The 23,811-nt window shown below is 66.4% G+C and carries 20 protein-coding genes and 1 riboswitch; of the genes, 9 read left to right on the top strand and 11 right to left on the bottom strand.

Annotated elements, in window-relative coordinates; genetic code table 11:
- Nucleotides 1-92: 92 nt before the first annotated feature.
- Nucleotides 93-321: riboswitch (cobalamin riboswitch) on the top strand.
- Nucleotides 322-414: 93 nt separating this feature from the next.
- Nucleotides 415-630 carry a hypothetical protein gene (locus K6301_RS14310; RefSeq protein ID WP_247217849.1) on the top strand — a complete coding sequence of 72 codons (216 nt, stop codon included), beginning with the start codon at nt 415-417 and terminating at the stop codon, nt 628-630.
- A gap of 82 nt (nt 631-712) precedes the next feature.
- A complete protein-coding gene (gene metH, locus K6301_RS14315) occupies nt 713-4,504 on the top strand; it encodes a methionine synthase (protein WP_247217851.1) in 3,792 nt (1,263 codons plus the stop codon).
- On the opposite strand, the gene cobM is transcribed toward metH, so the two are convergent.
- Both cobM and cbiE read right to left on the bottom strand, forming a co-directional pair.
- A complete protein-coding gene (cobM, locus tag K6301_RS14320; protein ID WP_247217853.1) occupies nt 4,505-5,266 on the bottom strand; it encodes a precorrin-4 C(11)-methyltransferase in 762 nt (253 codons plus the stop codon).
- 3 nt (nt 5,267-5,269) lie between these two features.
- Nucleotides 5,270-6,535 (bottom strand): precorrin-6y C5,15-methyltransferase (decarboxylating) subunit CbiE, encoded by a 1,266-nt coding sequence (gene cbiE, locus K6301_RS14325; RefSeq protein WP_247217856.1) that lies wholly within the window; start codon nt 6,533-6,535, stop codon nt 5,270-5,272.
- Here cbiE and K6301_RS14330 point away from each other — a divergent pair.
- Nucleotides 6,519-7,289 carry a cobalt-precorrin-6A reductase gene (locus K6301_RS14330; RefSeq protein ID WP_247217858.1) on the top strand — a complete coding sequence of 257 codons (771 nt, stop codon included), beginning with the start codon at nt 6,519-6,521 and terminating at the stop codon, nt 7,287-7,289. The genes cbiE and K6301_RS14330 overlap by 17 nt on opposite strands.
- Here K6301_RS14330 and K6301_RS14335 read toward each other — a convergent pair.
- The 6 genes from K6301_RS14335 to K6301_RS14360 form a co-directional block, all read right to left on the bottom strand.
- Nucleotides 7,253-8,017, bottom strand: a complete 765-nt coding sequence (locus K6301_RS14335; protein WP_247217859.1) for a precorrin-3B C(17)-methyltransferase — start codon at nt 8,015-8,017, stop codon at nt 7,253-7,255. The two genes, K6301_RS14330 and K6301_RS14335, sit on opposite strands and share 37 nt — an antisense overlap.
- Entirely contained in the window at nt 8,014-8,748 is a 735-nt protein-coding gene (locus K6301_RS14340; protein WP_247217860.1) for a precorrin-2 C(20)-methyltransferase, read from the bottom strand. The genes K6301_RS14335 and K6301_RS14340 overlap by 4 nt, the downstream gene beginning before the upstream one ends.
- Nucleotides 8,745-9,377, bottom strand: a complete 633-nt coding sequence (locus tag K6301_RS14345; protein WP_247217861.1) for a precorrin-8X methylmutase — start codon at nt 9,375-9,377, stop codon at nt 8,745-8,747. Before K6301_RS14345 ends, K6301_RS14340 begins: the two co-directional genes overlap by 4 nt.
- The gene (gene cobG, locus K6301_RS14350) at nt 9,374-10,729 is read right to left on the bottom strand and encodes a precorrin-3B synthase (protein ID WP_247217862.1); all 1,356 of its coding nucleotides are present in this window, start codon (nt 10,727-10,729) and stop codon (nt 9,374-9,376) included. Before cobG ends, K6301_RS14345 begins: the two co-directional genes overlap by 4 nt.
- Nucleotides 10,726-11,505: a precorrin-6A synthase (deacetylating) gene (gene cobF / locus K6301_RS14355; protein WP_247217863.1), complete on the bottom strand. Its 780-nt coding sequence runs from the start codon at nt 11,503-11,505 to the stop codon at nt 10,726-10,728. Before cobF ends, cobG begins: the two co-directional genes overlap by 4 nt.
- A 126-nt stretch (nt 11,506-11,631) precedes the next feature.
- Entirely contained in the window at nt 11,632-12,453 is an 822-nt protein-coding gene (locus K6301_RS14360; RefSeq protein ID WP_247217864.1) for an AraC family transcriptional regulator, read from the bottom strand.
- A 108-nt stretch (nt 12,454-12,561) separates the two neighbouring features.
- Between K6301_RS14360 and K6301_RS14365 the strand changes: the two genes are divergently transcribed.
- A complete protein-coding gene (locus tag K6301_RS14365) occupies nt 12,562-13,761 on the top strand; it encodes an MFS transporter (RefSeq protein WP_247217865.1) in 1,200 nt (399 codons plus the stop codon).
- Nucleotides 13,762-13,820: 59 nt separating this feature from the next.
- On the opposite strand, the gene K6301_RS14370 is transcribed toward K6301_RS14365, so the two are convergent.
- The gene (locus tag K6301_RS14370) at nt 13,821-15,104 is read right to left on the bottom strand and encodes an NAD(P)/FAD-dependent oxidoreductase (RefSeq protein ID WP_247217868.1); all 1,284 of its coding nucleotides are present in this window, start codon (nt 15,102-15,104) and stop codon (nt 13,821-13,823) included.
- A gap of 116 nt (nt 15,105-15,220) precedes the next feature.
- Nucleotides 15,221-16,117: a LysR family transcriptional regulator gene (locus tag K6301_RS14375; RefSeq protein WP_160871780.1), complete on the bottom strand. Its 897-nt coding sequence runs from the start codon at nt 16,115-16,117 to the stop codon at nt 15,221-15,223.
- A gap of 168 nt (nt 16,118-16,285) precedes the next feature.
- Between K6301_RS14375 and hglS the strand changes: the two genes are divergently transcribed.
- The 4 genes from hglS to K6301_RS14395 are packed head-to-tail and all read left to right on the top strand — an operon-like array spanning nt 16,286 to nt 21,897.
- Nucleotides 16,286-17,683 (top strand): 2-oxoadipate dioxygenase/decarboxylase HglS, encoded by a 1,398-nt coding sequence (hglS, locus tag K6301_RS14380; protein ID WP_247217870.1) that lies wholly within the window; start codon nt 16,286-16,288, stop codon nt 17,681-17,683.
- Nucleotides 17,684-17,694: 11 nt separating this feature from the next.
- The gene (locus tag K6301_RS14385; protein WP_247217872.1) at nt 17,695-19,113 is read left to right on the top strand and encodes an FAD-binding oxidoreductase; all 1,419 of its coding nucleotides are present in this window, start codon (nt 17,695-17,697) and stop codon (nt 19,111-19,113) included.
- A 21-nt stretch (nt 19,114-19,134) separates the two neighbouring features.
- Nucleotides 19,135-20,658 carry an L-piperidine-6-carboxylate dehydrogenase gene (amaB, locus tag K6301_RS14390; RefSeq protein ID WP_247217874.1) on the top strand — a complete coding sequence of 508 codons (1,524 nt, stop codon included), beginning with the start codon at nt 19,135-19,137 and terminating at the stop codon, nt 20,656-20,658.
- 6 nt (nt 20,659-20,664) lie between these two features.
- Nucleotides 20,665-21,897: a pyridoxal phosphate-dependent aminotransferase gene (locus K6301_RS14395; protein WP_247217876.1), complete on the top strand. Its 1,233-nt coding sequence runs from the start codon at nt 20,665-20,667 to the stop codon at nt 21,895-21,897.
- Nucleotides 21,898-22,047: 150 nt separating this feature from the next.
- Here K6301_RS14395 and K6301_RS14400 read toward each other — a convergent pair whose 3' ends face one another.
- Nucleotides 22,048-23,148, bottom strand: coding sequence for a saccharopine dehydrogenase family protein (locus tag K6301_RS14400; protein WP_247217877.1), 1,101 nt, complete (start codon nt 23,146-23,148; stop codon nt 22,048-22,050).
- An 82-nt stretch (nt 23,149-23,230) separates the two neighbouring features.
- Between K6301_RS14400 and K6301_RS14405 the strand changes: the two genes are divergently transcribed.
- Nucleotides 23,231-23,701: an Lrp/AsnC family transcriptional regulator gene (locus K6301_RS14405; RefSeq protein ID WP_247217879.1), complete on the top strand. Its 471-nt coding sequence runs from the start codon at nt 23,231-23,233 to the stop codon at nt 23,699-23,701.
- Nucleotides 23,702-23,811: the final 110 nt, after the last annotated feature.

Here is a 23,811-nt window from a genome sequence, read left to right on the forward strand (position 1 = left end):
GCGAGGTGCAGGCGGACAAACAATGCGCGGGGATAAAAAAGGTTCCCGCCCGAATGCGCGCCGCCTGCCATTGACTTGAAATCCAAGCGGCGCGAGGTTGCCGGCATCAGGGTCTTCCGAATCGAAAACGGTCCGGAGGCTAAGAGGGAAGCCGGTGCGAAGCCCAGGACATCAGACTTGGGCATCAAAACCGGCGCTGCCCCCGCAACTGTAAGCGGCGAGCGTCTGTCGATCCGCGCCACTGGTGTCATGCGCACCGGGAAGGCCAGACAGACGCGACGACCCGCAAGCCAGGAGACCTGCCCTGATAGCTGTAACGACCTGGGCGGGGTGTCCCAAGGGTGCGCTTGCAATGCCATGGATTGGCAACAACGTGCGTCCGGCCATCCCCCAATGATCCGATTGGGGAAAGACATGTTTCAATTCACCGAAAAACAGGCATCCGGCACCGGCAACCCGGAATCCGTGTTCATTTCCTGGATTCTCTGGCAGCCGCGCGACGCCGACCTCGCCGCCGAGGCGCTGAAGGAAGTGCACAAGCTCGCACGACTCGACAATCCCGACCCTGATATCGCGCGGCTGAAGGCGCTGTTCACGTCGCTGGCGGGCGCGGACGGGCCGCTACATTAGGCAGAAACACGAAACATATGTTGACATAAAGATATCTTTATGTGATCTCCGATACTGAATGAAAGTACCGGAGGGTTCTCCCATGGCCAATTCCCACCTGGACGACCTGTTCGGCCCCGAACAGCCGCCGCGCGACGGAAGCGAAGTCCTCGCCGCCCTCAAGGCCGCCGCGCGCGAACGCATCCTCGTGCTCGACGGCGCGATGGGAACCGAGATCCAGACGCTGAAGCTGGTGGAAGACGATTTCCGCGGCGACCGTTTCGGTGATTGCGCCTGCCACCAGCAGGGCAACAACGACCTGCTGACGCTGACCCAGCCGGGCGCCATCGAGGACATCCATTACCGCTATGCGCTCGCTGGCGCCGATATCCTCGAGACCAACACGTTTTCCTCCACCACCATCGCCCAGGCCGATTACGGCATGGAGGACATGGTCTATGAGCTGAACCGCGACGGCGCCCGCCTTGCGCGCCGCGCGGGCCTGCGCGCCGAGCAGAAGGACGGCAAGCGCCGTTTCGTGGCCGGCGCGCTGGGGCCGACCAACCGCACCGCCTCCATTTCGCCCGACGTCAACAATCCCGGCTATCGCGCCGTGACCTTCGACGACCTGCGCATCGCCTATGCCGAGCAGGTGCGCGGCCTCATCGACGGCGGCGCCGATATCATCCTCATCGAGACGATCTTCGACACGCTGAATGCCAAGGCGGCGATCTTTGCCACGCACGAGGTCTACGCGGAAAAGGCCATCCACCTGCCCGTCATGATCTCGGGCACGATCACCGATCTCTCCGGCCGCACGCTCTCCGGCCAGACGCCAGAGGCCTTCTGGAATTCGGTTCGCCATGCCGATCCCTTCTCCATCGGCCTCAACTGCGCGCTCGGCGCCAATGCCATGCGCGCCCATCTCGCCGAGATTTCCGCCGTCGCGCAGACCTTCGTCTGCGCCTATCCGAATGCCGGCCTGCCCAACGCCTTCGGCCAGTATGACGAAAGCCCGGAGGAAATGGCCGCCCAGATCGAAGGCTTCATGCGCGACGGGCTGGTCAACATCGTCGGCGGCTGCTGCGGCTCGACGCCGGACCATATCCGCGCCATCGCCGCGGCCGCCGCGCGCCACAAGCCGCGCGAAATCCCCGACATCCCGCGCCACATGCGCCTGTCCGGCCTCGAACCCTTCACGCTGACCGACGCCATTCCCTTCGTGAATGTCGGCGAGCGCACCAATGTCACGGGCTCGGCAAAATTCCGCAAGCTCATCACCGCCGGCGACTATGCCGCAGCGCTCGACGTTGCGCGCGATCAGGTCGCGAACGGTGCCCAGATCATCGACATCAACATGGACGAGGGCCTGATCGATTCCGGCAGGGCGATGGTGGAATACCTCAACCTCATCGCCGCCGAGCCGGATATCGCCCGCGTGCCCGTCATGATCGACAGTTCCAAATGGGAGGTGATCGAGGCCGGCCTGAAATGCGTGCAGGGCAAGCCGCTGGTCAATTCCATCTCGCTGAAGGAAGGCGAGGAAGCCTTCCTGCACCACGCCAGGCTCGTGCGCGCCTATGGCGCGGCCGTCGTGGTGATGGCCTTCGACGAGACCGGACAGGCCGACACCAGGGCCCGTAAGGTGGAAATCTGCACGCGCGCCTACAGGCTGCTGACGGAGGTTGCCGGGCTCGCACCCGAGGATATCGTCTTCGACCCCAACATCTTCGCGGTGGCGACGGGCATCGAGGAGCACGACAATTACGGTGTCGACTTCATCGAGGCGACGGCCGAGATCACGCGCACGCTGCCGCATGTCCATATCTCGGGCGGCGTGTCCAACCTTTCCTTCTCCTTCCGCGGCAACGAGCCGGTGCGCGAGGCAATGCACGCGGTCTTCCTCTACCACGCCATCCAGGCCGGTATGGACATGGGCATCGTGAACGCCGGCCAGCTCGCCGTCTACGACACGATCGAACCGGACCTGCGCGAGGCCTGCGAGGACGTGGTGCTGAACCGCCAGCCGAAGGCCGGCGGCACCGCCACCGAACGGCTGCTCGACATCGCCGAACGCTTCAAGGGCGCGGCCGGCAAGGAAGCCAAGGAGCGCGATCTCGCCTGGCGCGAATGGCCGGTCGAGAAGCGGCTGGAACATGCGCTGGTCAACGGCATCACCGAATTCGTCGAAGAGGATACCGAAGAAGCCCGCCAGAACGCAGAACGTCCGCTGCACGTCATCGAGGGACCGCTGATGGCCGGCATGAACGTGGTCGGTGACCTCTTCGGCGCGGGCAAGATGTTCCTGCCGCAGGTCGTGAAGTCCGCCCGTGTGATGAAGCAGGCCGTCGCCGTGCTCCTGCCCTACATGGAAGCCGAAAAGCGCGCCAATGGCGGCAGCGGCGAACGCCAGAGTGCGGGAAAAATCCTGATGGCGACGGTCAAGGGCGACGTGCACGACATCGGCAAGAACATCGTCGGCGTCGTGCTCGCCTGCAACAATTACGAGATCATCGACCTCGGCGTCATGGTGCCCGCGACGAAGATCCTCGAGACGGCGAAGGCCGAGAAGGTTGATATCATCGGCCTCTCCGGCCTCATCACCCCCTCGCTCGACGAGATGGTGCATGTCGCCGCGGAGATGGAGCGCGAAGGCTTCGACATTCCCCTCCTCATCGGTGGCGCCACGACGAGCCGCGTGCACACCGCCGTCAAGATCCATCCGCGCTACGATCGCGGCCAGGCGGTCTATGTCACCGATGCCAGCCGCGCCGTCGGCGTCGTCGGCAGCCTGCTCTCCGCCGACATGAAGCCGGGCTATGTCGAGACGCTTCAGGCGGAGTACCGCAAGGTGGCCGATGCCCATGCCCGCAGCGAGGCCGAAAAGCAGCGCCTGCCCATCGCCAAGGCGCGCGACAACGCGTTCAGGGCCGACTGGTCGGCCTACCAGCCGAAGACGCCCTCCTTCCTCGGTACGCGCGTCTGGCAGGATTGGGACCTCGCGGACCTCGCCCGCTACATCGACTGGACGCCGTTCTTCCAGACCTGGGAGCTGAAGGGCGTCTATCCGAAGATCCTCGACGACGAGAAGCAGGGCCCTGCTGCCCGCCAGCTCTTTGCGGACGCGCAGGCGATGCTGGAGAAGATCATTTCGGAAAAGTGGTTCACACCGAAAGCCGTCGTCGGCTTCTGGCCGGCCGGCGCCGTGGGCGACGATATCAGGCTCTTCACCGACGAGGCCCGCAATAAGGAGCTGGCCACATTCTTCACGCTGCGCCAGCAGCTCTCCAAGCGCGACGGCCGGCCGAACGTGGCGCTCTCCGATTTCGTCGCGCCCGTCGACAGCGGCAAACCCGATTATCTCGGCGGCTTCGTCGTGACGGCCGGCATCGGCGAGATCGCCATTGCCGAGCGCTTCGAGCGGGCGAACGACGATTACAACTCGATCCTCGTCAAGGCGCTGGCCGATCGTTTCGCGGAGGCCTTCGCCGAGCGCATGCATGAGGTCGTGCGCAAGGAACTCTGGGCCTACGCGCCGGACGAGACTTACGCCCCGACCGACCTGATCGGCGAGCCCTATGCCGGTATCCGCCCGGCACCGGGCTATCCCGCGCAGCCTGATCACACGGAAAAGACGACACTGTTCCGCCTTCTCGACGCGGAACAGCAGATCGGTGTCAAACTGACGGAAAGCTACGCCATGTGGCCTGGCTCCTCCGTTTCGGGCCTCTATATCGCCTCGCCCGAAAGCTACTATTTCGGCGTCGCCAAGGTGGAACGCGACCAGGTGGAGGACTATGCCCGCCGCAAGGCCATGGCGGTTTCCGAGGTGGAACGCTGGCTTGGTCCAGTGCTGAACTACGTGCCGGTCAACGCCGTCGCAGCTGCCGAATAATCACACCCCGCGGCCGCGGAAGCGGCGCTGGTAGGCGGGGTCGTAGAGCGAGCTTTCGCGGAAATCCTCGGCCCCGAGCGACCGCCCGACGAAGATCAGCGCCGTGCGCTCGATAGGCTCTTCCGCCACCTTGGCAGCGATGTCGGCGAGCGTGCCGCGCACCACGCGCTCATCCGGCCAGGAGGCCTTCACCACGATCGCGACAGGGCAATCGGCGCCGTAGAGCGGCGTCAGTTCCGTCACCACCTGGTCGAGCGCATGGATGGCGAGGTGGATGGCAAGCGTCGCGCCCGTCGCACCGAATCCCTGCAGCGTCTCGCGGTTCGGCATCGGCGACGCGCGGCCCGAAACGCGGGTGAGAACGAGGCTCTGGGCCACGGCGGGAATGGTCAGCTCGCGGCCGAGCGCCGCTGCGGCCGCCGCAAACGACGGCACGCCGGGGGTCATCGTATAGGCGAGGCCGTGCTTCTCCAGCCGGCGGATCTGCTCGGCAACCGCGCTCCAGACGGACAGGTCGCCGGAATGCAGCCGCGCCACGTCCTCACCGGCTGCCGCGGCCTTGAGATACTCCGCCTCGATCTCGTCGAGCGACATCGGCGCGGTATCGACGATGCGCGCGCCGGGCGGGCAATATTGCAGGAGTTCGGGCGAGACGATGGAGCCGGCATAGAGGCAGACCGGGCATGTGCCGATGAGGTCACGGCCGCGCACGGTGATGAGGTCGGCGGCACCCGGTCCAGCGCCGATGAAGTGAACGGTCATGTGCTAGTCCTCGACTTGTTCGGCCGGTTTGACCCAGCGCCATTGCGTGACCGGCATGGCCGGCCGCCAGCCCGTCATCTGCCCGACGGGCGACGCGCGTGCGATATCGATGCGGATGAGCACGCCACCGAGCCGGGCATGATGCGCCAGCAGCACCGCCTCCATTTCCGTGGTCACCGCATTGGCGACGAGCCGTCCGCCGGGCTTGAGCCCTGCGATCGCCGCGTCCATCACGCCCGCCTCGCTGCCGCCGCCGCCGATGAAAACGGCATCCGGCGCGGCAAGCCCGGCCAGCGCATCCGGCGCCGTGCCTTCGACGACGGCAAGCCCCGGCACGCCGAATTTGCCGGCATTGCGGCGGATGCGGCCAGCGCGCTCGGGATGGCCTTCGATGGCGATGGCGCTGAGCGACGGGTCGGCCAGCATCCATTCGATGCCGATCGAGCCCGACCCCGCGCCGATATCCCAAAGGAGCTCGCCCCGGCGCGGCGCCAGCGCCGACAGCGTCAGCGCGCGGACCTCGTGCTTGGTGATCTGCCCATCATGCTCGAAGAGCGCGTCGTTCAACCCCGGCGTAAAAGCGAGGATGCGCGCATCATGCGCGGCCGCGACCTCTACCGCGCAGACATTGAGCATATCCGCACCCACGAGCGCGAATCTCCCGGCCGTGTGATGGCTGACACGTTCGCGTGTCCCGCCGAGCGCTTCCAGCACCGTAAGCCGCGATTCGCCGAACCCGCTTTCGGCAAGAAGGGCAGCGAGCGCGGCCGGCCCGTCGCTGTCGGATGTCAATGCCAGGATGCGCGCGCCCGGATGCAGGTGCGGGCGAATGAGATCGTCGGGGCGACCGTGCAGGGAAACGCAGACCGTGTCCTGCAGCGCCCAGCCCAGGCGCGAGGCCGCGAGGCTGAAGGCCGAGGGCGCGGGAAAGACCCGCATCTCCTCGCGGGGAATGCGGCGCGACAGCGTGACGCCGACGCCGTAGAAGAAGGGATCGCCCGAGGCGAGCACGACGACCTGATGACCGCGGGCGGCAAGCACCGCCTCCACCGACCGCTCGAACGGACTGAGCCAGCCCTGCCGCGTGCCGTTAATGGCGCTGTCGGCGAGCTCCAGGTGCCGCGCGCCGCCGAAAACCACGGTCGCGGCGGAGATGGCGGCCTTGGCCTCGTCACCCAGACCCGCTAGACCATCCTCGCCGATCCCGACGATGGAAAGCCACGGGGCGGCCGTCGAAAGGGTCGGATCAGGCGTGGACAAGAAACGCATCCTCATACTGGGCGGAACGGCAGAGGCCCGCGAACTCGCCGCGCGCCTGGCGAAACGCGACGATCTCGCCGTAACGCTCTCGCTTGCCGGCCGCACGATCGACCCCGCCCCGCAGCCCGTGCCGGTGCGCAGCGGCGGCTTCGGCGGCGTGGCCGGCCTCGTCGATTATCTCGGCGCGCAGGCGATCGATCTCCTGATCGACGCCACGCATCCCTTCGCCCGGCAGATTTCCGCCAATGCCCGTGCCGCAAGCCGGGAAACCGGCATTCCGCTTCTGCGACTGGAACGTCGCGGCTGGGACGAAACGGACGGCGACCGCTGGACGCGCGTCGCCACGATGGCCGACGCCGTCGCAGCGCTCGGAAAAGACCCGCGCCGCGTCTTCCTCGCCATCGGCCGGCAGGAGGCCAAGGCTTTCGACGCCGCGCCGCAGCACCGCTATCTCGTGCGCAGCGTCGATCCGGTCGACCCGCCGCTCGATGCGCCGCAGGTCGAATACCTGCTGGCGCGCGGCCCCTTCGCGGTGGAAGACGAGGTCGCTCTTCTTCGCGAACACCGGATCGAAGTGATCGTCAGCAAGAATTCCGGCGGCGAGGCCACCCACGGCAAGATCGTCGCCGCGCGCATTCTCGGCCTGCCCGTCGTGCTCGTCGAGCGGGCGGCGGCCGATGACGGGCATCGCGCCGGAACGGCCGAGGAAGCGGAGCGGCTCGCCGATCATCTGCTCTCGTCCCTGAGGAAGCGCGGCGTGTAGACGAGGTCGGGCAGGCCGGAGCGGGCGATGACGCGCGTCTCCGGCGAGCCGATGACCACGCAGGTCGCCATGTCGGCGCGCTCCGCCTCGGCTTCCCGCAGCGGCATGACCAGCATGCGCTCGTCGGGACGGCCCGCCGCGCGGCCGAAGATGACGGGGGTTTCGGCCGGCAGCGTCTCGCGCAGGATCTCGAACGCCTTGCCGAGCTGCCAGGGCCGCGCCTTGCTGATCGGATTGTAGAGCGCGATGACGAGGCCCGCCTCGGAAACCATGCGCAGCCGCTTCTCGATGATCTCCCAGGGCTTCAGATTGTCGGACAGCGAGATCGCGCAGAAATCATGCCCGAGCGGCGCGCCGATGCGGGCGGCGACCGCCAGCATGGCGGTGACGCCGGGCACGACGACGAGGTCGACCGTTCTCCATTCCTCAGGCCCCGCGTCGATCGCCTCGCAGACCGCGGCCGCCATGGCAAAGACACCGGGATCACCGCCGGAGACGACGCAGACATTCACCCCGGCGGCCGCGCGCGTCAGCGCCGCCTGGGCGCGGTTCAGCTCCTCGCGGTTGTCGGAGGCGACCTTGATCTGGTCGGGCCTGAGGTTCAGGCGGTCGATATAGGGAAAATAGCCGAAGAATTCGCTGGACGCCTCGACCGCCCGCAGCGCTTCCGGCGTCATCTGGTCGGGATTGCCCGGCCCCGTGCCGATCACGAAGAGCTTGCCCGTCATGCCCGCCCGCCCCAGCCGGGCACGAGCACCAGCGAGAAATAGGGCGCGGTGTCGTCGAGCTTTTCGGACAGGCGAATGGACATGCTCGACGGCGTGGTGCCGCGCTCGACGTAAACGGCCTCGCCGAGGCGTCCGGCGCTTGCGAGCGCGCGGCGGATCTTCGGCAGGTTGCGGCCGACCTTCATGATGACGGCGGCCTGCGTGTCGCCCAGCCGGCGCTCCAGCTCGCCCTCGGCCATCGTGCCCGGCAGGACGGACAGCACGTCGTCGCCCTGCACGATCGGCAGGCCGGAGAGCGACCAGCAGCCGGACATCGCCGTGATGCCGGGAATGACCTCCGTCGGGAAGCGATGGGCCAGCCGCACATGCAGATGCATGTAGGAGCCGTAGAACATCGGATCGCCCTCCGAGAGGATCGCGACCGTGCGGCCGGCCGCCAGATGCGCGGCGACCGCGTCGGCCGACGCATCGTAGAAGCCGGTAATCTGGCCCTTGTAGTCGTCGTGTCCCTTGTCGATTTCCGTCGTCACGGGATAGTAGAGCGGCAGTTCCGCCATGCCGGGCTTCAGCAGGCCCTCGACGATGGCGCGCCCGTTGCCGGAGCGGCCGGCCTTGGCGAAATAGGCGAGCACATCAGCTTCGCCGATCGCCCGCACCGCCTTCAGCGTCAGCAGTTCCGGGTCGCCCGGTCCCGTGCCCACGCCATAGAGTCGTCCCGTCATCGTGCTCATAGGCCCGGCCTCGCCAGCGAATTGAGGGCGGCGGCCGTCATCGCGCTGCCGCCGAGACGGCCGCGCACGATGGCGAAGGGCACGCCGTAGGAATTTTCGGCCAGGGCATCCTTCGATTCCGCCGCGCCGACGAAGCCGACCGGCATGCCGAGGATGGCCGCCGGCTTCGGCGCGCCGTCGCGCAGCAGTTCAAGCAGGTAGAACAGCGCCGTCGGCGCATTGCCGATGGCAACGACGGAGCCGGCCATGCGCTCCAGCCAGAGCCGGATGGCGGCGGCCGAGCGCGTATTGCCGATCTCGCCTGCCAGTTCCGGCGTGCGCGGATCGCGCAGCGTGCAGATGACGTCGTTGCCGGCCGGCAGGCGGGCGGCGGTCACGCCGCGGGCCACCATTTCGGCGTCGCAGAAGATCGGCGCACCGGCCTGAAGCGCGGCCCGCGCCGACGACACGAAATCCGGCGAGAAGACGAAATGCCGTGCTGCCTCGACGAGGCCGGCGGCATGGATCATGCGCACCGCGACATCGGCCTCCGCCTCGGAAAAGCGCGCAAGATCGGCCTCCGAGCGGATGATCGCGAAGGATTTCTCGTAGATGGCCATGCCATCCTTGATGTAGTCGTATTCAGTCATGGATGGCCTTGATATGCGGAAACGATGGTGTCGGGCGCCGTGCGGTCGAGAAGGGTTTTCGCCGTCTCGCTTTCGGCGCGGCGATTGGACAAGAGGGCGCCGAGACGCTGGATCGCCGGCACGAAGCCCTCGGCGGGAACGGTTGCCAGCACCGGATCGGATGCCTTGCCGCTCATGACAAGGCCGACGCCACCCGCCGTGCCGCACAGCGTGACGGCCGCGCGCGCCGGATGGGCGCAGCCCTTGGGGCACCCGGAAACATGGACATCGACGGAGCCGTCGAGCAGGCCGGCCGCGTGGGCCGCCACGGCATCGGCTGCGGCATGCGTATCGAAGCTTGCGGACGCGCAGCCTGCGGCTCCGGCGCAAATCGAGACAGAACGCCCCGGCGCCTGATCCGTGCACCAGAAGCCTTCGCGCTCAGCCGCCCCTTGTGCGGCGACCAGCCCGTCTTCCGAAAGGCCGCGCACCAGAAGGGTGCGGTGCGGCGCAAGACGAAACTCCGTGGCGCCGCAGGCCGAGAGGCTTTGAATGAGGGCTGCAAGGCGATCCGCATGCATCTGGCCATAGGCGGGCGCGACACCGAGAACCGGATGGCCGCCGATATTGTGTTTGCCGATCGGATGCCGTGGGCCGGATTTGGACCAGGAAAGCGTTTCCTGCCCCGTCTCCCCCTCGGGGAGGCTGGCGCTCAGGGTCGGAAGGTCCAGATCGCGGCCACGCGTCGCCGGACCTGCGGCCGCCAGCGCGGCGATGACGGCCATCGTGCCGTCGATAACGGCATCCGCAGCCAGAAGGGTGGCGGAACGCGCCGTTTCGCGATCGCCGCCGACGGCCAGGCGCCAGACGGTGCCCTCATTCGCCACGACGGCATCGAGCCTGATATCGGCAACCATATCGGCAAGCGACAGCACGCCGCCGCCATCCACGACGATGGCGAGTTTCGGCGCGAGAGTAAGCCCGGCAGCCGCGATTGCGGCGCGCAAGGCATCGGCCATCGGCGTGGCGTCGGCGATTTCGGACGGGTCGATACCGGACAGCGCCGGCGTCTCGATCGCGACGCCGGTCTGCGGCACGATGCCGACGGCGGCAAGGCCCTGCGCCAGACGCGGCACCGAAGCGCCCGTGAGACCGCGCAGCTGGATATTGCCGCGTGCGGTGATTTCGATAAGCCCGTTGCCGGTTTCGCGCGCGAGGCTGGCGAGTGCGAGCAGATCATCCGCCGTCAGCGCAGGCGCGACGGGCCGAAGGCGCACGAGAAGGCCGTCGCCGGTCTGCATGGGCGCGGCAAGCGAGGGGCAGGCACCGCGGCGCAGGGTGTCGGTATCGATACGGTGGGACGCGGCCGTCATGCTGCGTCCTCCCCGGCATCGGCGACGGGGCGGCGGATCAGGTAGGTGTCCATGATCCAGCCGTGTTCGGCCCGCGCCCTGGATCGGGTCTGCGTGATCGTCTCGGCCATGTCGGCAAGCCGGCCCGACAGCAGGATCTCGTGCGGGGTGCCGAGATAGGCGCCCCACCAGATTTCCGCGTCGGGGTCCTGCACCGTCTTGAAAGCCTGCACGCCATCCAGCATGACCAGCGCATCGCGCGTCGCCGCCGGCCAGCCCTCCGCCAGCCGGCGGCCGGTGGTGATCTCGACGGGCAGGCCGATACGGTTGAGCGCGATGCCGTGGCCGGCGCAGAGCGCCTGCACGCTGGTGATGCCGGGAATGACCTCCATCTCGAAGGCGACGCGGCCGGCGGCGCGCACGTGATCGACGATGCGCAGCGTGCTGTCGTAAAGCATCGGATCGCCCCAGACGAGCAGGCCGAGCGTCTCGTCGTCGCCGAGTTCGTTCAGGAGCGTGCGTTCGTAGATGGCGGCGATGGCCTGGTGCCAGTCGCGCACGCCGTCTTCGTAGACGCCGTCGGCATTGCGCACCGGCACGGCATAATCCAGGACGCGGCAGCCGGGATTGGTGAGGAAACGCGCGCAGATATCGCGGCGCGCATCGGCCAGGAACGCCTTCTCGTCGCCCTTCAGCGGAATGAGCAGCACATCCGCCCGGTTCAGCGCATTGATGGCCTGAATGGTCATGTGCTCGGGGTTGCCCGCACCGATGCCGATGACCGATATCTTTTTCATGCCCCTCTCCCGTGCGGCCAGCGCTCCCGGTTTGCGGCCCGGTTTGGGTCCCGCAGCCCTTCCTAATCCCAAAAGCCCGCGGAAAACAGCCCCCCGATCACGTCCTTTGTCGGTCTTTTTGAGACTTTAGGCCGCCTCGCGGCTCGTCAGATAGGCGCGCGGTGCCGCCCCCAGCATGCGCCTGAACATGGTGGTGAAGGCCGGCACGCTTTCATAGCCGGCATCGAGCGCCACCCGCGTCACCGGCTCGCCGGCCGCAAGGCGCGGCAGGCAGGCAAAAAGGCAGGCCTGCTGGCGCCACGTCACGAAGCTGACCCCCATTTCCTGCCGGAAGAAGCGCGTGAAGGTGCGCCGGCTCATGTTGAGGCGACGCGCCCAGTCGTCGATCTTGGCGGCCGGCGAAGGCTGCGCGACGAAATCGCGGCAAAGCCCGGCAAGCCGGCCGCTCGCCGGAAAGGGCAGGCCCAGCCGGCGCTCCTGCAGGCGGCCGATCTCGTCGAGCAGCAGGGCCATCACCAGTTCGCCCCGCACCCGGTCTTCGGCCACCGCCCCCTTGCGCAGCGCCTCGGCGATGAGCTGGCGGGCGAGATCGGTCACCTCCAGCACGACGGGCTCGCGCGCCGCCGCGCGTCCCTCGGGCGAATAGATATAGACCGAGCGCATGCTGACATCCGAATACATCTCGACGGAATGCTCCAGCCCGCGCGGGATGAGCAGGGCGTGGCCCGGCGGGATCATCCAGCGGCCGCGATCCGTCGCGACCAGCACGACGCCGGAGAAAACGCAGAGGAACTGCGTGCGGCGGTGATGGTGCGGCGGAACGGTATAGCCGCCCGGAACGTCGGTGCTGTGCACCAGAACGTCCTCGTTCGACTGCTCCATGCGGGCAAGATTGCGGACATGCTCCTCAATCAGCGTCTTGAGGCGGGATTCCGTGAGTTTTTCCATCTTTGGCCCAATCGCGTAAGAAATGGACCTCAGCACGAAAGCAGGCCGCAGGCAATCCTTGTAATTCAGCAAGAAAAAACCTGTCCGGGTCGAAACCTCGAGGAAAAAATGTCGACTGTCGTCCCCGCGGCGCCCCGTAGCGCCGCCACCACATCCTATTCCATCATCATCGCCGTCAGCGCCTGCCACATGCTGAACGACATCATGCAGTCGCTCCTGACGTCGCTCTATCCGCTGCTGAAGGCGAACTACGCGCTCGACTTCATGCAGATCGGCTTCCTGACGCTCGCCTTCCAGGTCACGGCCTCGCTCCTGCAGCCGGCCGTCGGCATCGTGACGGACCGCTGGCCGATGCCCTTCTCGCTGCCGGTCGGCATGGGCAGCACCTTCTGCGGCCTGATCATGCTGGCCTATGCGCATTCCTTCCCCGTGCTGGTCTTCGGCGCCTGCCTGATCGGCCTCGGCTCGGCGATCTTCCACCCGGAATCCTCGCGTGTCGCGCGCCTCGCCTCGGGCGGTCGCCACGGCCTGGCGCAGTCGATGTTCCAGGTCGGCGGCAATGCCGGCACCGCCCTCGGTCCGCTGCTCGCCGCCTTCATCGTGCTGCCCTTCGGCCAGTCCAGCGTCGCGTGGTTTTCGGTCGCCGCCCTGCTCGGCATGACGATCCTGACCTGGGTCGGCAACTGGTATGCCGGCGAGCGCCGCCTGGCCGCCGGCCGGCCCGCCGCCAGCCGCGACCTGCCGCTGCCGCGCGGCCGCGTCGCCTGGGCGCTCGCCGTCCTCGTCCTCCTGACCACCACGAAGAATGCCTATCTCGCCAGCATCTCGAGCTACTTCACCTTCTACACGATCGGCCGTTTCGGGCTCGATGTGCAGCAGGCACAGCTGATGCTCTTCCTGTTCCTCGGCGCCTCCGCGCTCGGCGTCTTCATGGGCGGGCCGATCGGCGACCGCTTCGGCACGCGCTTCGTGATCTGGTTCTCGATCCTCGGCGTCATCCCGTTCGCGCTGATGCTGCCCTATGCCAACTTGTTCTGGACGGGCGCGCTGACGGTGCTGATCGGCCTGATCTTCTCCTCGGCCTTCTCCAACATCGTCGTCTTCGCGCAGGAACTGGTGCCGGGCCGCGTCGGCATGATCGCCGGCATCTTCTTCGGCTTCGCCTTCGGCGCGGGCGGCCTGGGTGCGGCCCTGCTCGGCGGCGTTGCCGACAGCCACGGCATCAACTTCGTCTACCAGATCTGCTCGTATCTGCCGCTTCTCGGCATCCTCACGATCTTCCTGCCGCGCCTGCCGGCGAAGCACTGAGGCTGGCCCAAAAACGCAGAACGCCCGGCTTCGGCCGGGCGTCTTGTTTGTGGCATCGTCTAGAACCGCGCGCCTGCGAAATGGGCCACCTGGGCGCCGAGTTCGTAGTAACCCTCCCGCGCGGAGCGGAAGGATTGCGCCTGCGGGTCGGTGACCGGCAGCGGCAGGTCGGCTTCCGCGATGCGGCCGGACACGAGCTCGGCCAGCGTGCGGCCGAAGACGGTGCCCGGCGCGATGCCGCGGCCATTGTAGCCCGAGAAGCCGACGACGTTATCGGCCAGCCGGTGGAAGCGCGGCAGGTTGTCTGCCGTCATGCCGATCTTGCCGTACCATTCCGCCTCGAAGGCGACGTCACCGATGCCGGGAAACAGCTTCCTGAGCGAACGGCGCGCCCATGCCTTGTGGATGCCGAGCCCCGTGCCGCGCAGAGCGCCGACGCTGCCGAAGACCAGCCGGCCGCGCTTGTCGAACCGGAAGGAGGACAGCACCTCCTTCGTATCCCATGCTCCCTGGCGCTCCGGCAGGATCCTCGCCTGCATTTCGGCCGACAGCGGCACCGTGGCGAAATTGAAATAGGGAAGGTGCACGAGTTCCGTGCGCACCACGTTCCAGGGGGAGACGGTATAGGCATTGGTCGCCACGATCACCCAATCGGCCGTCACGTCGCCGCGCGCCGTCTTCACGGTCCAGCGGGCGCCGTTGCGCTCCGCCCCCGTCACCGGGCTTCCGGTAAACACCTGCGCGCCGGCCGCAATGGCGGCGCGGGCAAGGCCGCGCGCATAGGCGAGCGGCTGGATCGTGCCGGCGCGCATGTCGAGCAGGGCGCCGGCATAGGCGTCGGTGCCGACCTTCGTGGCCGTTTCCGCCGCATCGAGCAGCCGCACGGGCGCACCCCGGCGGGACCATTGCTCGGCGCGCTGCTTCAGCTCGTCGAGGCCGGATTGGCCGACGGCGCAATGCAGCGTGCCGGCCGGATTGATCTCGCAGTCGATCCCGTGTTTTTCGACGAGGTCGAAGACGAGGCGTGGCGCGTTGCCGAGAACATCGAGCAGGCGGCTGCCGTAGACATCGCCGAGAACGCCCGGCAGTTCGTTGGGCATCACCCACATGCCGGCATTGACGAGGCCGACATTGCGGCCCGACCCGCCATAGCCGATCTCCGCGCCTTCCAGCAGGACGACCCCCGTGCCGCGTTCGGCCAGATGGAGCGCTGCGGAAAACCCGGTATAGCCGCCGCCGACGATGACGACATCCGCTTCGGCCTTTCCGGAGAAGGCGACGGTGTCGGGGGCGGGCGGGGCGGTCATCTCCCAGAGGCCATGGGAGCGCGGATCATTGAGCATCGTGGTGTGTCTTTTCACAAGGAGGATTGTCCGCACAGCATCGACCATGCGGCTTTCTCACTAAAGCAAAAATTGCGAACCGGGTCATGCCCCCACCGCATGATGCCGGCGGGCTGTCAGGCCGGCACCTGCCCGGCGATCCAGGCCCGGAACGCCTGGCTGAGCGGGTTCTCTAGCTTGCCCTCCGGCACGACGAGATAGTAGCTGTTCTCCGTCTCCATCGGCCGGTCGAAGACGACGGCAAGGCGTCCGCTCGCAAGCTCCTGCTCGATCAGGTATTTCGGCAGGAGCGCGAAGCCGAGGCCGGCGACCGCGGATTCGATCACCATCGAGAACTGGTCGAAGCGGTGGCCGCGATAGGCGGTATCGGCCGATCCGCCGTTCAGCTCGAACCATTGCGCCCACAGCTTCGGCCGGGTGGCGAGATGCAGCAGCGGCGCCGTTTCCAGATCCTTCGGCTCCGACGGGGCCCAGGACTTCAGGAGATCCGGGCTTGCCGCCGGCAGGATGATCTCGCTGCACAGATAGGAGCAGGAGGCGCGCGCCCAGACGGGCTGGCCGTAATGGATCGCGAGGTCGAAATTCTCCTCGTCGAAATCGAACGGCGCCGAGCGCGAGGCGATGTTGATGATCGTGCCGGGATGCTGCGCGAGGAAGCCGGGGATGCGCGGCGTCAGCCAGCGGCTTCCGAAGGTCGGCAGGGTCGCGATGGCGAGGCTGTGTTCCGACGACGCGGATGCCATGGCGCGCAGCATCGTCTCTTCCGTCTGGTGCAGGAGCTTGCGCACCTCCGGCAGGAAGCGCCGCCCGTCATCCGACAGCACCACGCGCTGGCGCACACGCTCGAAGAGCAGCACGCCGAGCTGTTCCTCCAGATCCTTGATCTGGCGGCTGACGGCGCTCTGGGTGAGGTTCAGCTCGTGCGCGGCCTGCGTGAAGGAGCCATGGCGTGCGGCGCATTCGAACGCCTGCAGCGTGGTGACGTCGGGGATCAGCCTTCGACTGAGCTTCATTCATTCCTCGCATCAACATAGTCAGAACGGTCGCAATCACTCAAGGAAACGATCCGGTATGATCCGTTTTGAGAATGAACAGGGCCTCCCACCTTGTACAGCAATTCCAGGAAAAGTGTGAAACGGTTTTCCGTCCGGAATCGCGTCAAACAGATGAGACAACTTCCCATGCAGGCAAATTCGATCCTTTCCGCCGACAAGATCCGCTCGGATTTCTCCGCCGCCATGTCGGCCATGTACCGCGACGAGGTTCCGGCCTATGGCACGCTGATGGCGCTGGTCGCCAGGGTCAACGACGAGACGCTCGCCGCCGATCCGCATCTGAAGGAACGCCTGGAGGCGACCGATTCGCTCGACCGCATCTCGGAAGAGCGCCACGGCGCCATCCGCCTGGGCACGCCGGAAGAGCTTTCCATGATGCGCCGCGTTTTCGCCGTCATGGGCATGTTCCCGGTCGGCTATTACGACCTGTCGACGGCCGGCGTGCCGGTCCACTCCACGGCCTTCCGCCCGGTCGGCGCGGAGAGCCTGAGCCGCAATCCCTTCCGCGTCTTCACCTCGCTGCTGCGTCTCGACCTGATCGCCGATGAAAAGCTCCGGGAAGAGGCCGCCGCCGTGCTCGCAGCGCGCAAGATCTTCACCGACGAGGCCGTCCGGCTGGTCGAAAAGGCCGAGCGTGACGGCGGCCTCGGTGAGGACGACGCCGCCCGTTTCGTGGCGGAAGTGCTGGAAACCTTCCGCTGGCACGACCATGCCATCGTCAGCGCCGACATGTACAAGCGCCTGCACGACGCGCACCGCCTGATCGCCGACGTGGTGTCCTTCAAGGGCCCGCACATCAACCACCTGACGCCGCGCACGCTCGATATCGACAAGGTGCAGGCCCGCATGCCGGAAGAAGGCATCGCGCCCAAGGCCATCGTCGAGGGTCCGCCGACCCGCACCTGCCCCATCCTGCTGCGCCAGACCTCGTTCAAGGCGCTGGAAGAGGCCGTGTCCTTCATCGGCGCGGACGGCAGCTGGCAGAAGGGCTCGCACACCGCCCGCTTCGGCGAGATCGAGCAGCGCGGCGTGGCGCTGACCCCGAAGGGCCGCGCGCTCTACGACAAGCTGCTGAACGATACCCGCGCCCGCGTGCGCCCGGCCGCCGACGGCTCCAACGCCGCGGAATACGAGGCAGCGCTTGCCGACGTCTTCAAGGCCTTCCCGGACACCTGGGACGGTATTCGCAAGGCCGGCCTCGGCTATTTCCGCTATTCGCTGACGGAAAAAGGCAAGGCGTCCTCCGACCGCAGCGCCGACCTCGAAACCGCGATCGAAGCCGGCCTCATCCAGTTCGACCCCATCGTCTATGAGGATTTCCTGCCGGTCAGCGCCGCCGGCATCTTCCAGTCCAACCTTGGCGACGACGCCACGCAGGATTTCGTCGCAAGCCCCAACCAGGTGATGTTCGAACGCGATCTCGGCGCCACCGTCCTCGACGAGTTCGCCCACTATGCCGGCATCGAGCGCGCCTCGCTTGAAAAGTGCCTCGGCATCGTCAACATGGCGGCCGCTGCGGAATAGGGGACAAGCGGATGATCGAGGCGCGCCATATCGAAACGCTGAAAAGCCTACTCGGCGAGAAGGGCCTTCTCACCGCGCCCGGCGATAGGGCGGCCTATGAGACGGGCGCGCGCTACGACAAGGGCAGCGCCGCCTTCGTCGCCCGACCCGCGACGACCGCCGAGACCTCCGCCATCGTCGCCTATTGCGTGCAGAACGGCATCGCGCTCGTCCCGCAATCCGGCAATACCGGCCTCGTTTCCGGCTCGACACCCGACGACAGCGGCCGACAGGGCGTTCTAAGCCTCGACCGCCTGACGGCCCCCTTCGAGCTGGACCGGGTGAACCGCTCGGTGAAGGCCGGCGCGGGCGTTCGCCTCTCCGACCTCAACGCAAAGCTCGAAGACACCGGCCTATTCTTCCCGATCGACCTCGGCGCCGATCCGCGCCTCGGCGGCATGATCGCGACGAACACCGGCGGCTCGCGCTTCCTGCGCTACGGCGACGTGCGCCGCAACACGCTGGGCCTCACCGTCGTGCTCGCCGACGAAGCCGGCACCGTGCTCGACCTGTCCTCGGACCTGCGCAAGAACAACACCGGCGTCGACTGGAAGCATCTGTTCATCGGCACCTCGGGCGCCTTCGGCATCATCACGGAATGCGTTCTCAACCTGGAGCCTGCGCCGAAGCAGTCCGCAACCGCCCTGCTCGTGCCCTCCTCGCCCGCTGAGGTCGCGACACTGCTGGTCGCCATGGAAGATGCGCTCGGCAGCTACCTCTCGGCCTTCGAGGGCATGTCCGGCAACGCGATCAGCGCAGCCCTCGACCATGTGCCCTCGCTGCGCAATCCCTTCCAGGGCGGCGTGGTGCCCGATTTCGTCATCCTCGCCGAAATCTCCCGCTCGACCCCGCCACGCGAAGGCGAACAGCCGCTCGATGCGGTGCTGGAGGAAGTGCTTGCCGCGATCTGGGAACGCGAGGATGCGCCGCTCGCCGATGCCTTCGTCGGCCCGCCGCACGAGATCTGGGCGCTGCGCCACGCGCTGTCCGAAGGCGTGAAGCATAGCGGGCGATTGATCGCCTTCGATCTGTCCTTTCGCCGGGGTGACATCATGCCCTTCCTCGCCCATATGAAGGCCGAGATGCCGGAGCATTTCGAGGACGTCACGATCTGCGACTTCGGCCATATCGGCGATGGCGGCGTGCACTTCAACCTCGTCGTCGCCAAGGACGACCCGCGCCTTGCCGATCCCGATTTCGAGGCGGACCTGCGCGCATGGGTCTTCACCGTCGCCGTCGAAAACTTCGGCGGCAGTTTTAGCGCCGAACATGCCATCGGCCGCAAGAACCAGACCTTCTACGACCAATACACCCCGGAAAAGCTCCGCGAGCTCGCGGCCGGGCTGAAAACCATCACCTCGCCGGGTCCGCTCGGCGCCATGACATTCTGAGAGATAACAGGGAGATACCCCATGACGACAGTCGACGTGAAAAAGGAAACCGAAGCCCTTCTCGACAAGCTCGGCGTTGCCCGCAGCGCCTGGCAGGGTGGCGACATGGCCTCCTTCAGCCCGGTCAGCGGCGAGGAAATCGGCAAGCTGAAGACCGTCTCCAGCGCAGAGACCGACAAGGCCATCGACGCCGCCCATGAAGCCTTCAAGGCATGGCGCCTCGTGCCCGCCCCCAAGCGCGGCGAACTCGTGCGCCTGCTCGGTGAAGAGCTGCGCGCCGCCAAGGCCGATCTCGGCCGCCTCGTTTCCATCGAAGCCGGCAAGATCACCTCGGAAGGCCTCGGCGAAGTGCAGGAAATGATCGACATCTGCGATTTCGCCGTCGGTCTCTCCCGCCAGCTCTATGGCCTCACCATCGCCACCGAGCGCCCCGGCCACCGCATGATGGAAACCTGGCACCCGCTCGGCGTCGTCGGCATCATCTCCGCCTTCAACTTCCCGGTCGCCGTCTGGTCGTGGAATGCGGCGCTGGCCCTCGTCGCCGGCAATTCCATCGTCTGGAAGCCCTCCGAAAAGACCCCGCTGACGGCACTCGCCAGCCAGGCCATCCTTGAGCGTGCTCTCGCCCGCTTCGGTGATGCGCCGGCAAACCTCAGCCAGGTCCTCATCGGTGATCGCGCCATCGGTGAAGCCCTTGTCGACAATCCCAAGGTCGCGCTCGTCTCGGCCACCGGCTCCACCTGCATGGGCAAGGAAGTCGGCCCGCGTCTGGCCAAGCGTTTCGCCCGCTCGATCCTCGAACTTGGCGGCAACAATGCCGGCATCGTCTGCCCGTCCGCCGATCTCGACATGGCGCTGCGCGCGATTGCCTTCGGCGCCATGGGCACGGCCGGCCAGCGCTGCACGACGCTGCGCCGCCTCTTCGTGCACGACAGCGTCTACGACCAGCTCGTGCCGCGCCTGAAGAAGGCCTATACCAGCGTTTCCGTCGGCAACCCGCTGGAGACCTCGGCCCTCGTCGGCCCGCTCGTGGATAAGCAGGCCTTCGACAACATGCAGAAGGCGCTGGAAGCGGCCAAGGCCGAGGGCGGTTCCGTCACCGGCGGCGAGCGCGTCACTGAGGCCGGCAAGGACACGGCCTACTACGTGAAGCCGGCCATCGTCGAAATGCCGAAGCAGGCCGGCCCGGTTCTCGAAGAGACCTTCGCGCCGATCCTCTATGTCATGAAGTATTCCGACTTCGACGCCGTGCTGGACGACCACAACGCCGTCTCGGCCGGTCTTTCCTCGTCGATCTTCACGCTCAACGTCCAGGAAGCCGAGCGCTTCCTGTCGGCCGACGGTTCGGATTGCGGTATCGCAAACGTCAACATCGGCACCTCGGGCGCCGAGATCGGCGGCGCGTTCGGCGGCGAGAAGGAAACCGGCGGCGGCCGCGAATCCGGCTCCGACGCCTGGAAGGCTTACATGCGCCGCGCCACCAACACGGTGAACTACTCGAAGGCCCTGCCGCTCGCCCAGGGCGTCTCCTTCGATATCGAGTAAACCGATATGAACAGTCAGAACAAGATCGAGGAGGCGGGCTTCCAGCCCGCCTCGCGCATAGCCTCTATCGGCGTTTCAAAAATCCTGCAGATCGGCGCGCGCGCTGCTGCCATGAAGAAGGACGGCCTGCCGGTCATCATCCTTGGCGCCGGTGAGCCTGATTTCGATACGCCCGACAACGTCAAGGAAGCCGCCAAGGCCGCCATCGACCGCGGCGACACCAAGTATACCGCGCTCGACGGTACCCCGGCGCTGAAGAAGGCGATTTCGGAGAAGTTTCGGCGCGAAAACAACGTCGACTACGCACTCGACGAAGTCACCGTCGCGACGGGCGCCAAGCAGATCCTGTTCAACGCCTTCATGGCGAGCGTCAATCCGGGCGACGAAGTGATCATCCCGACGCCCTACTGGACCTCCTATTCCGACATCGTGGAAATCTGCGGCGGCGTGCCGGTGCTGATCCCCTGCGACGCGGAAGCCGGTTTTCGCCTGAAGGCCGAACAGCTGGAAAAGGCGATCACGCCGAAGACGCGCTGGGTGCTGCTCAACTCGCCGTCCAACCCGTCAGGCGCCGCCTACAGCGAAGCCGACTACCGGCCGCTGCTCGACGTGCTCCTGAAGCACCCGCATGTCTGGCTGATGGTCGACGACATGTACGAACACATCGTCTACGATGGATTCAAGTTCGTGACGCCCGTCGCCATCGAGCCACGCCTGAAAAGCCGCACGCTAACGATCAACGGCGTCTCGAAGGCCTATGCGATGACCGGCTGGCGCATCGGCTATGCCGGCGGTCCGAAGGCGCTGATCAAGGCCATGGCCGTCATACAGAGCCAGGCGACCTCCTGCCCCTCCTCTGTCAGCCAGGCCGCCTCCGTCGAGGCCCTCAACGGCCCGCAGGACTTTTTGAAGGACCGCCAGGCAAGCTTCAAGCACCGCCGCGACCTCGTCGTCTCGGCGCTGAACGCCATTCCCGGCCTTGCCTGCCGCACCCCGGAAGGCGCCTTCTACACCTTCTCCGGCTGCGCCGGCATGATCGGCAAGACGACGCCGAAGGGCAAGCGCATCGAGGCCGACAGCGACTTCACAGATTATCTCCTCGAAGACGCCCATGTCGCCGTCGTGCCCGGCTCCGCCTTCGGCCTCTCCCCCTATTTCCGCATCTCCTACGCCACGTCGGAAGCGGAATTGACGGAAGCCCTGAAACGCATCGCCGACGCCTGCGACAAGCTCGTCTGAGCCCGGCAAAGAAAAGGGGCCTCGAAAGAGGCCCCATTTTTATGTGTCCGCGCCTTCTGGCGTTCTTCTCTCTTCCCCGCAGCCTTGGGCCACAGATGCGAAAACACCCCGGCCCTTTTTGAGGCCGAGGCGTCTGAAGTCTTCGGAGAATCAGGCGGCGCGGGCGCCGTGCTGCTCCTGGGCGTAATGATGGCCGAAGCGGTTGGCGAGGAAAGCGTCGAGCGCGATTTCCTCCTGGCGCACGAAGCCCTCGGCGCGCAGCGTGCCGTCGGCGAGCATGTCGAGCACCGCGCAGATCGAGCCGGCCGTCGTGATCTGGATGGCGGAATGCAGGGTGCCGGCGACGGGCGCGCTGTAGACCTTGTTGGCATAGGTTTCCTGGATCAGGCGCCCGCCCTTGCGGCCCGAAACCGTCACGAAGATGATGACGACATCCTGCGTGGTGGTCGGCAACGCGTTCTCGAAGATGTCCTTGAGGACGTCGCGGCGATGGCGCAGGCCGAGGTCGTTCAGGAGCGCCTTCATGATGGCGGCATGGCCGGGATAGCGGATCGTCTTGTAGTTCAGCGTGCGCACCTTGCCCTTCAGCGTCTCGCACAGCGTGCCTAGGCCGCCCGACGTGTTGAAGGCCTCGTAGGTCACGCCGTCGAGCGAGAATTCCTCGCGCTCTTCCAGCGCCGGAACCTCGATCAGCGCGCTCTCGACGATAGCTTCGCAGGGCTCGATATATTCGTTGATGACGCCGTCCGTGCTCCAGGTCAGGTTATAGTTCAGCGCGTTGGACGGATACTGCGGCAGCGCGCCGACGCGCATGCGCACGCTTTCGAGCGTGTCGAAGCGGCTGGCGAGATCGTTGGCGACGATGGAAATGAAGCCCGGCGCCAGCCCGCACTGCGGAATGAAGGCCGTTTTGGCGTTTTCGGCGATGCGCTTGACCTGGCGCGTGGATTCGACATCCTCGGTGAGGTCGAGATAGTGCACGCCGGCAGCGGCAGCCGCTTCGGCGATCGCAACGGTCAGGTGGTACGGCGCAGCCGAGAGAACGGCGAACTTGCCGGACAGGAGGGCTTTCATCGCGGCCGCGTCAGCGATGTCGACGACCTTGGTCGCGACGGCAGCGTGGCGTTCGATGCCGGCAAGCTGATCTTCCGAGCGGTCCGCGACGGTGACGCGGTAGTCTCCACTGTGAGCCAGCATGCGCGCGATGGTCGAACCGATCTTGCCTGCGCCGATGACGACGATGTCCTTCATGTGATTTCCCTCCGGCATGAACTGATGCACACATTTTGGAGGCGGGACCCGTCGATTTAAAGCGCCATACATGACATAATACATGACTAGTATCGGCAGAATGACGGTGAAGATGAGCATTTCGACGCTAGGCGCCAAGGATCGCGAACTCCTCGCCATCCTCAGCGAGAACGCCCGTGAGCAGACGGCGACCATCGCCCGCAGGCTCGGCCTGTCCCGCACGACGGTGCAGGCGAAGATCGACCGGCTGGAACGGGACGGGGTCATTGCCGGCTACGGCGTGAAACTCTCCGACGCCTATGAGAGCGGCATGGTGAAGGCCCATGTGCTCATCACCATCGCGCCGAAGACGCTGGCGCGAATCACGACGGAACTGCACGCCATCTCGGCCGTGCGCACGCTGCACTCGGTCAGCGGCAGCTTCGATCTGATCGCCATCGTGGAGGCGACGTCAATCGCCGAACTCGACCACCTGATCGACCGCATCGGTGAAATCGAGGGCGTTGAGCGCACGCTGTCGTCGATCATCCTGTCGACGCGGATAAGGCGGTAGGAAGACAGTGGTACAGGTGGGAACGGTCCCGACGGAAGCGCACCACCTCTCTTTCGTCATCCTCGGGCTTGACCCGAGGATCCATGCCACAAAACTCAAGACGTGCCGTG

The sequence above is a fragment of the Shinella oryzae genome, assembly GCF_023038235.1.
Taxonomy (GTDB): Bacteria; Pseudomonadota; Alphaproteobacteria; order Rhizobiales; family Rhizobiaceae; genus Shinella; species Shinella sumterensis.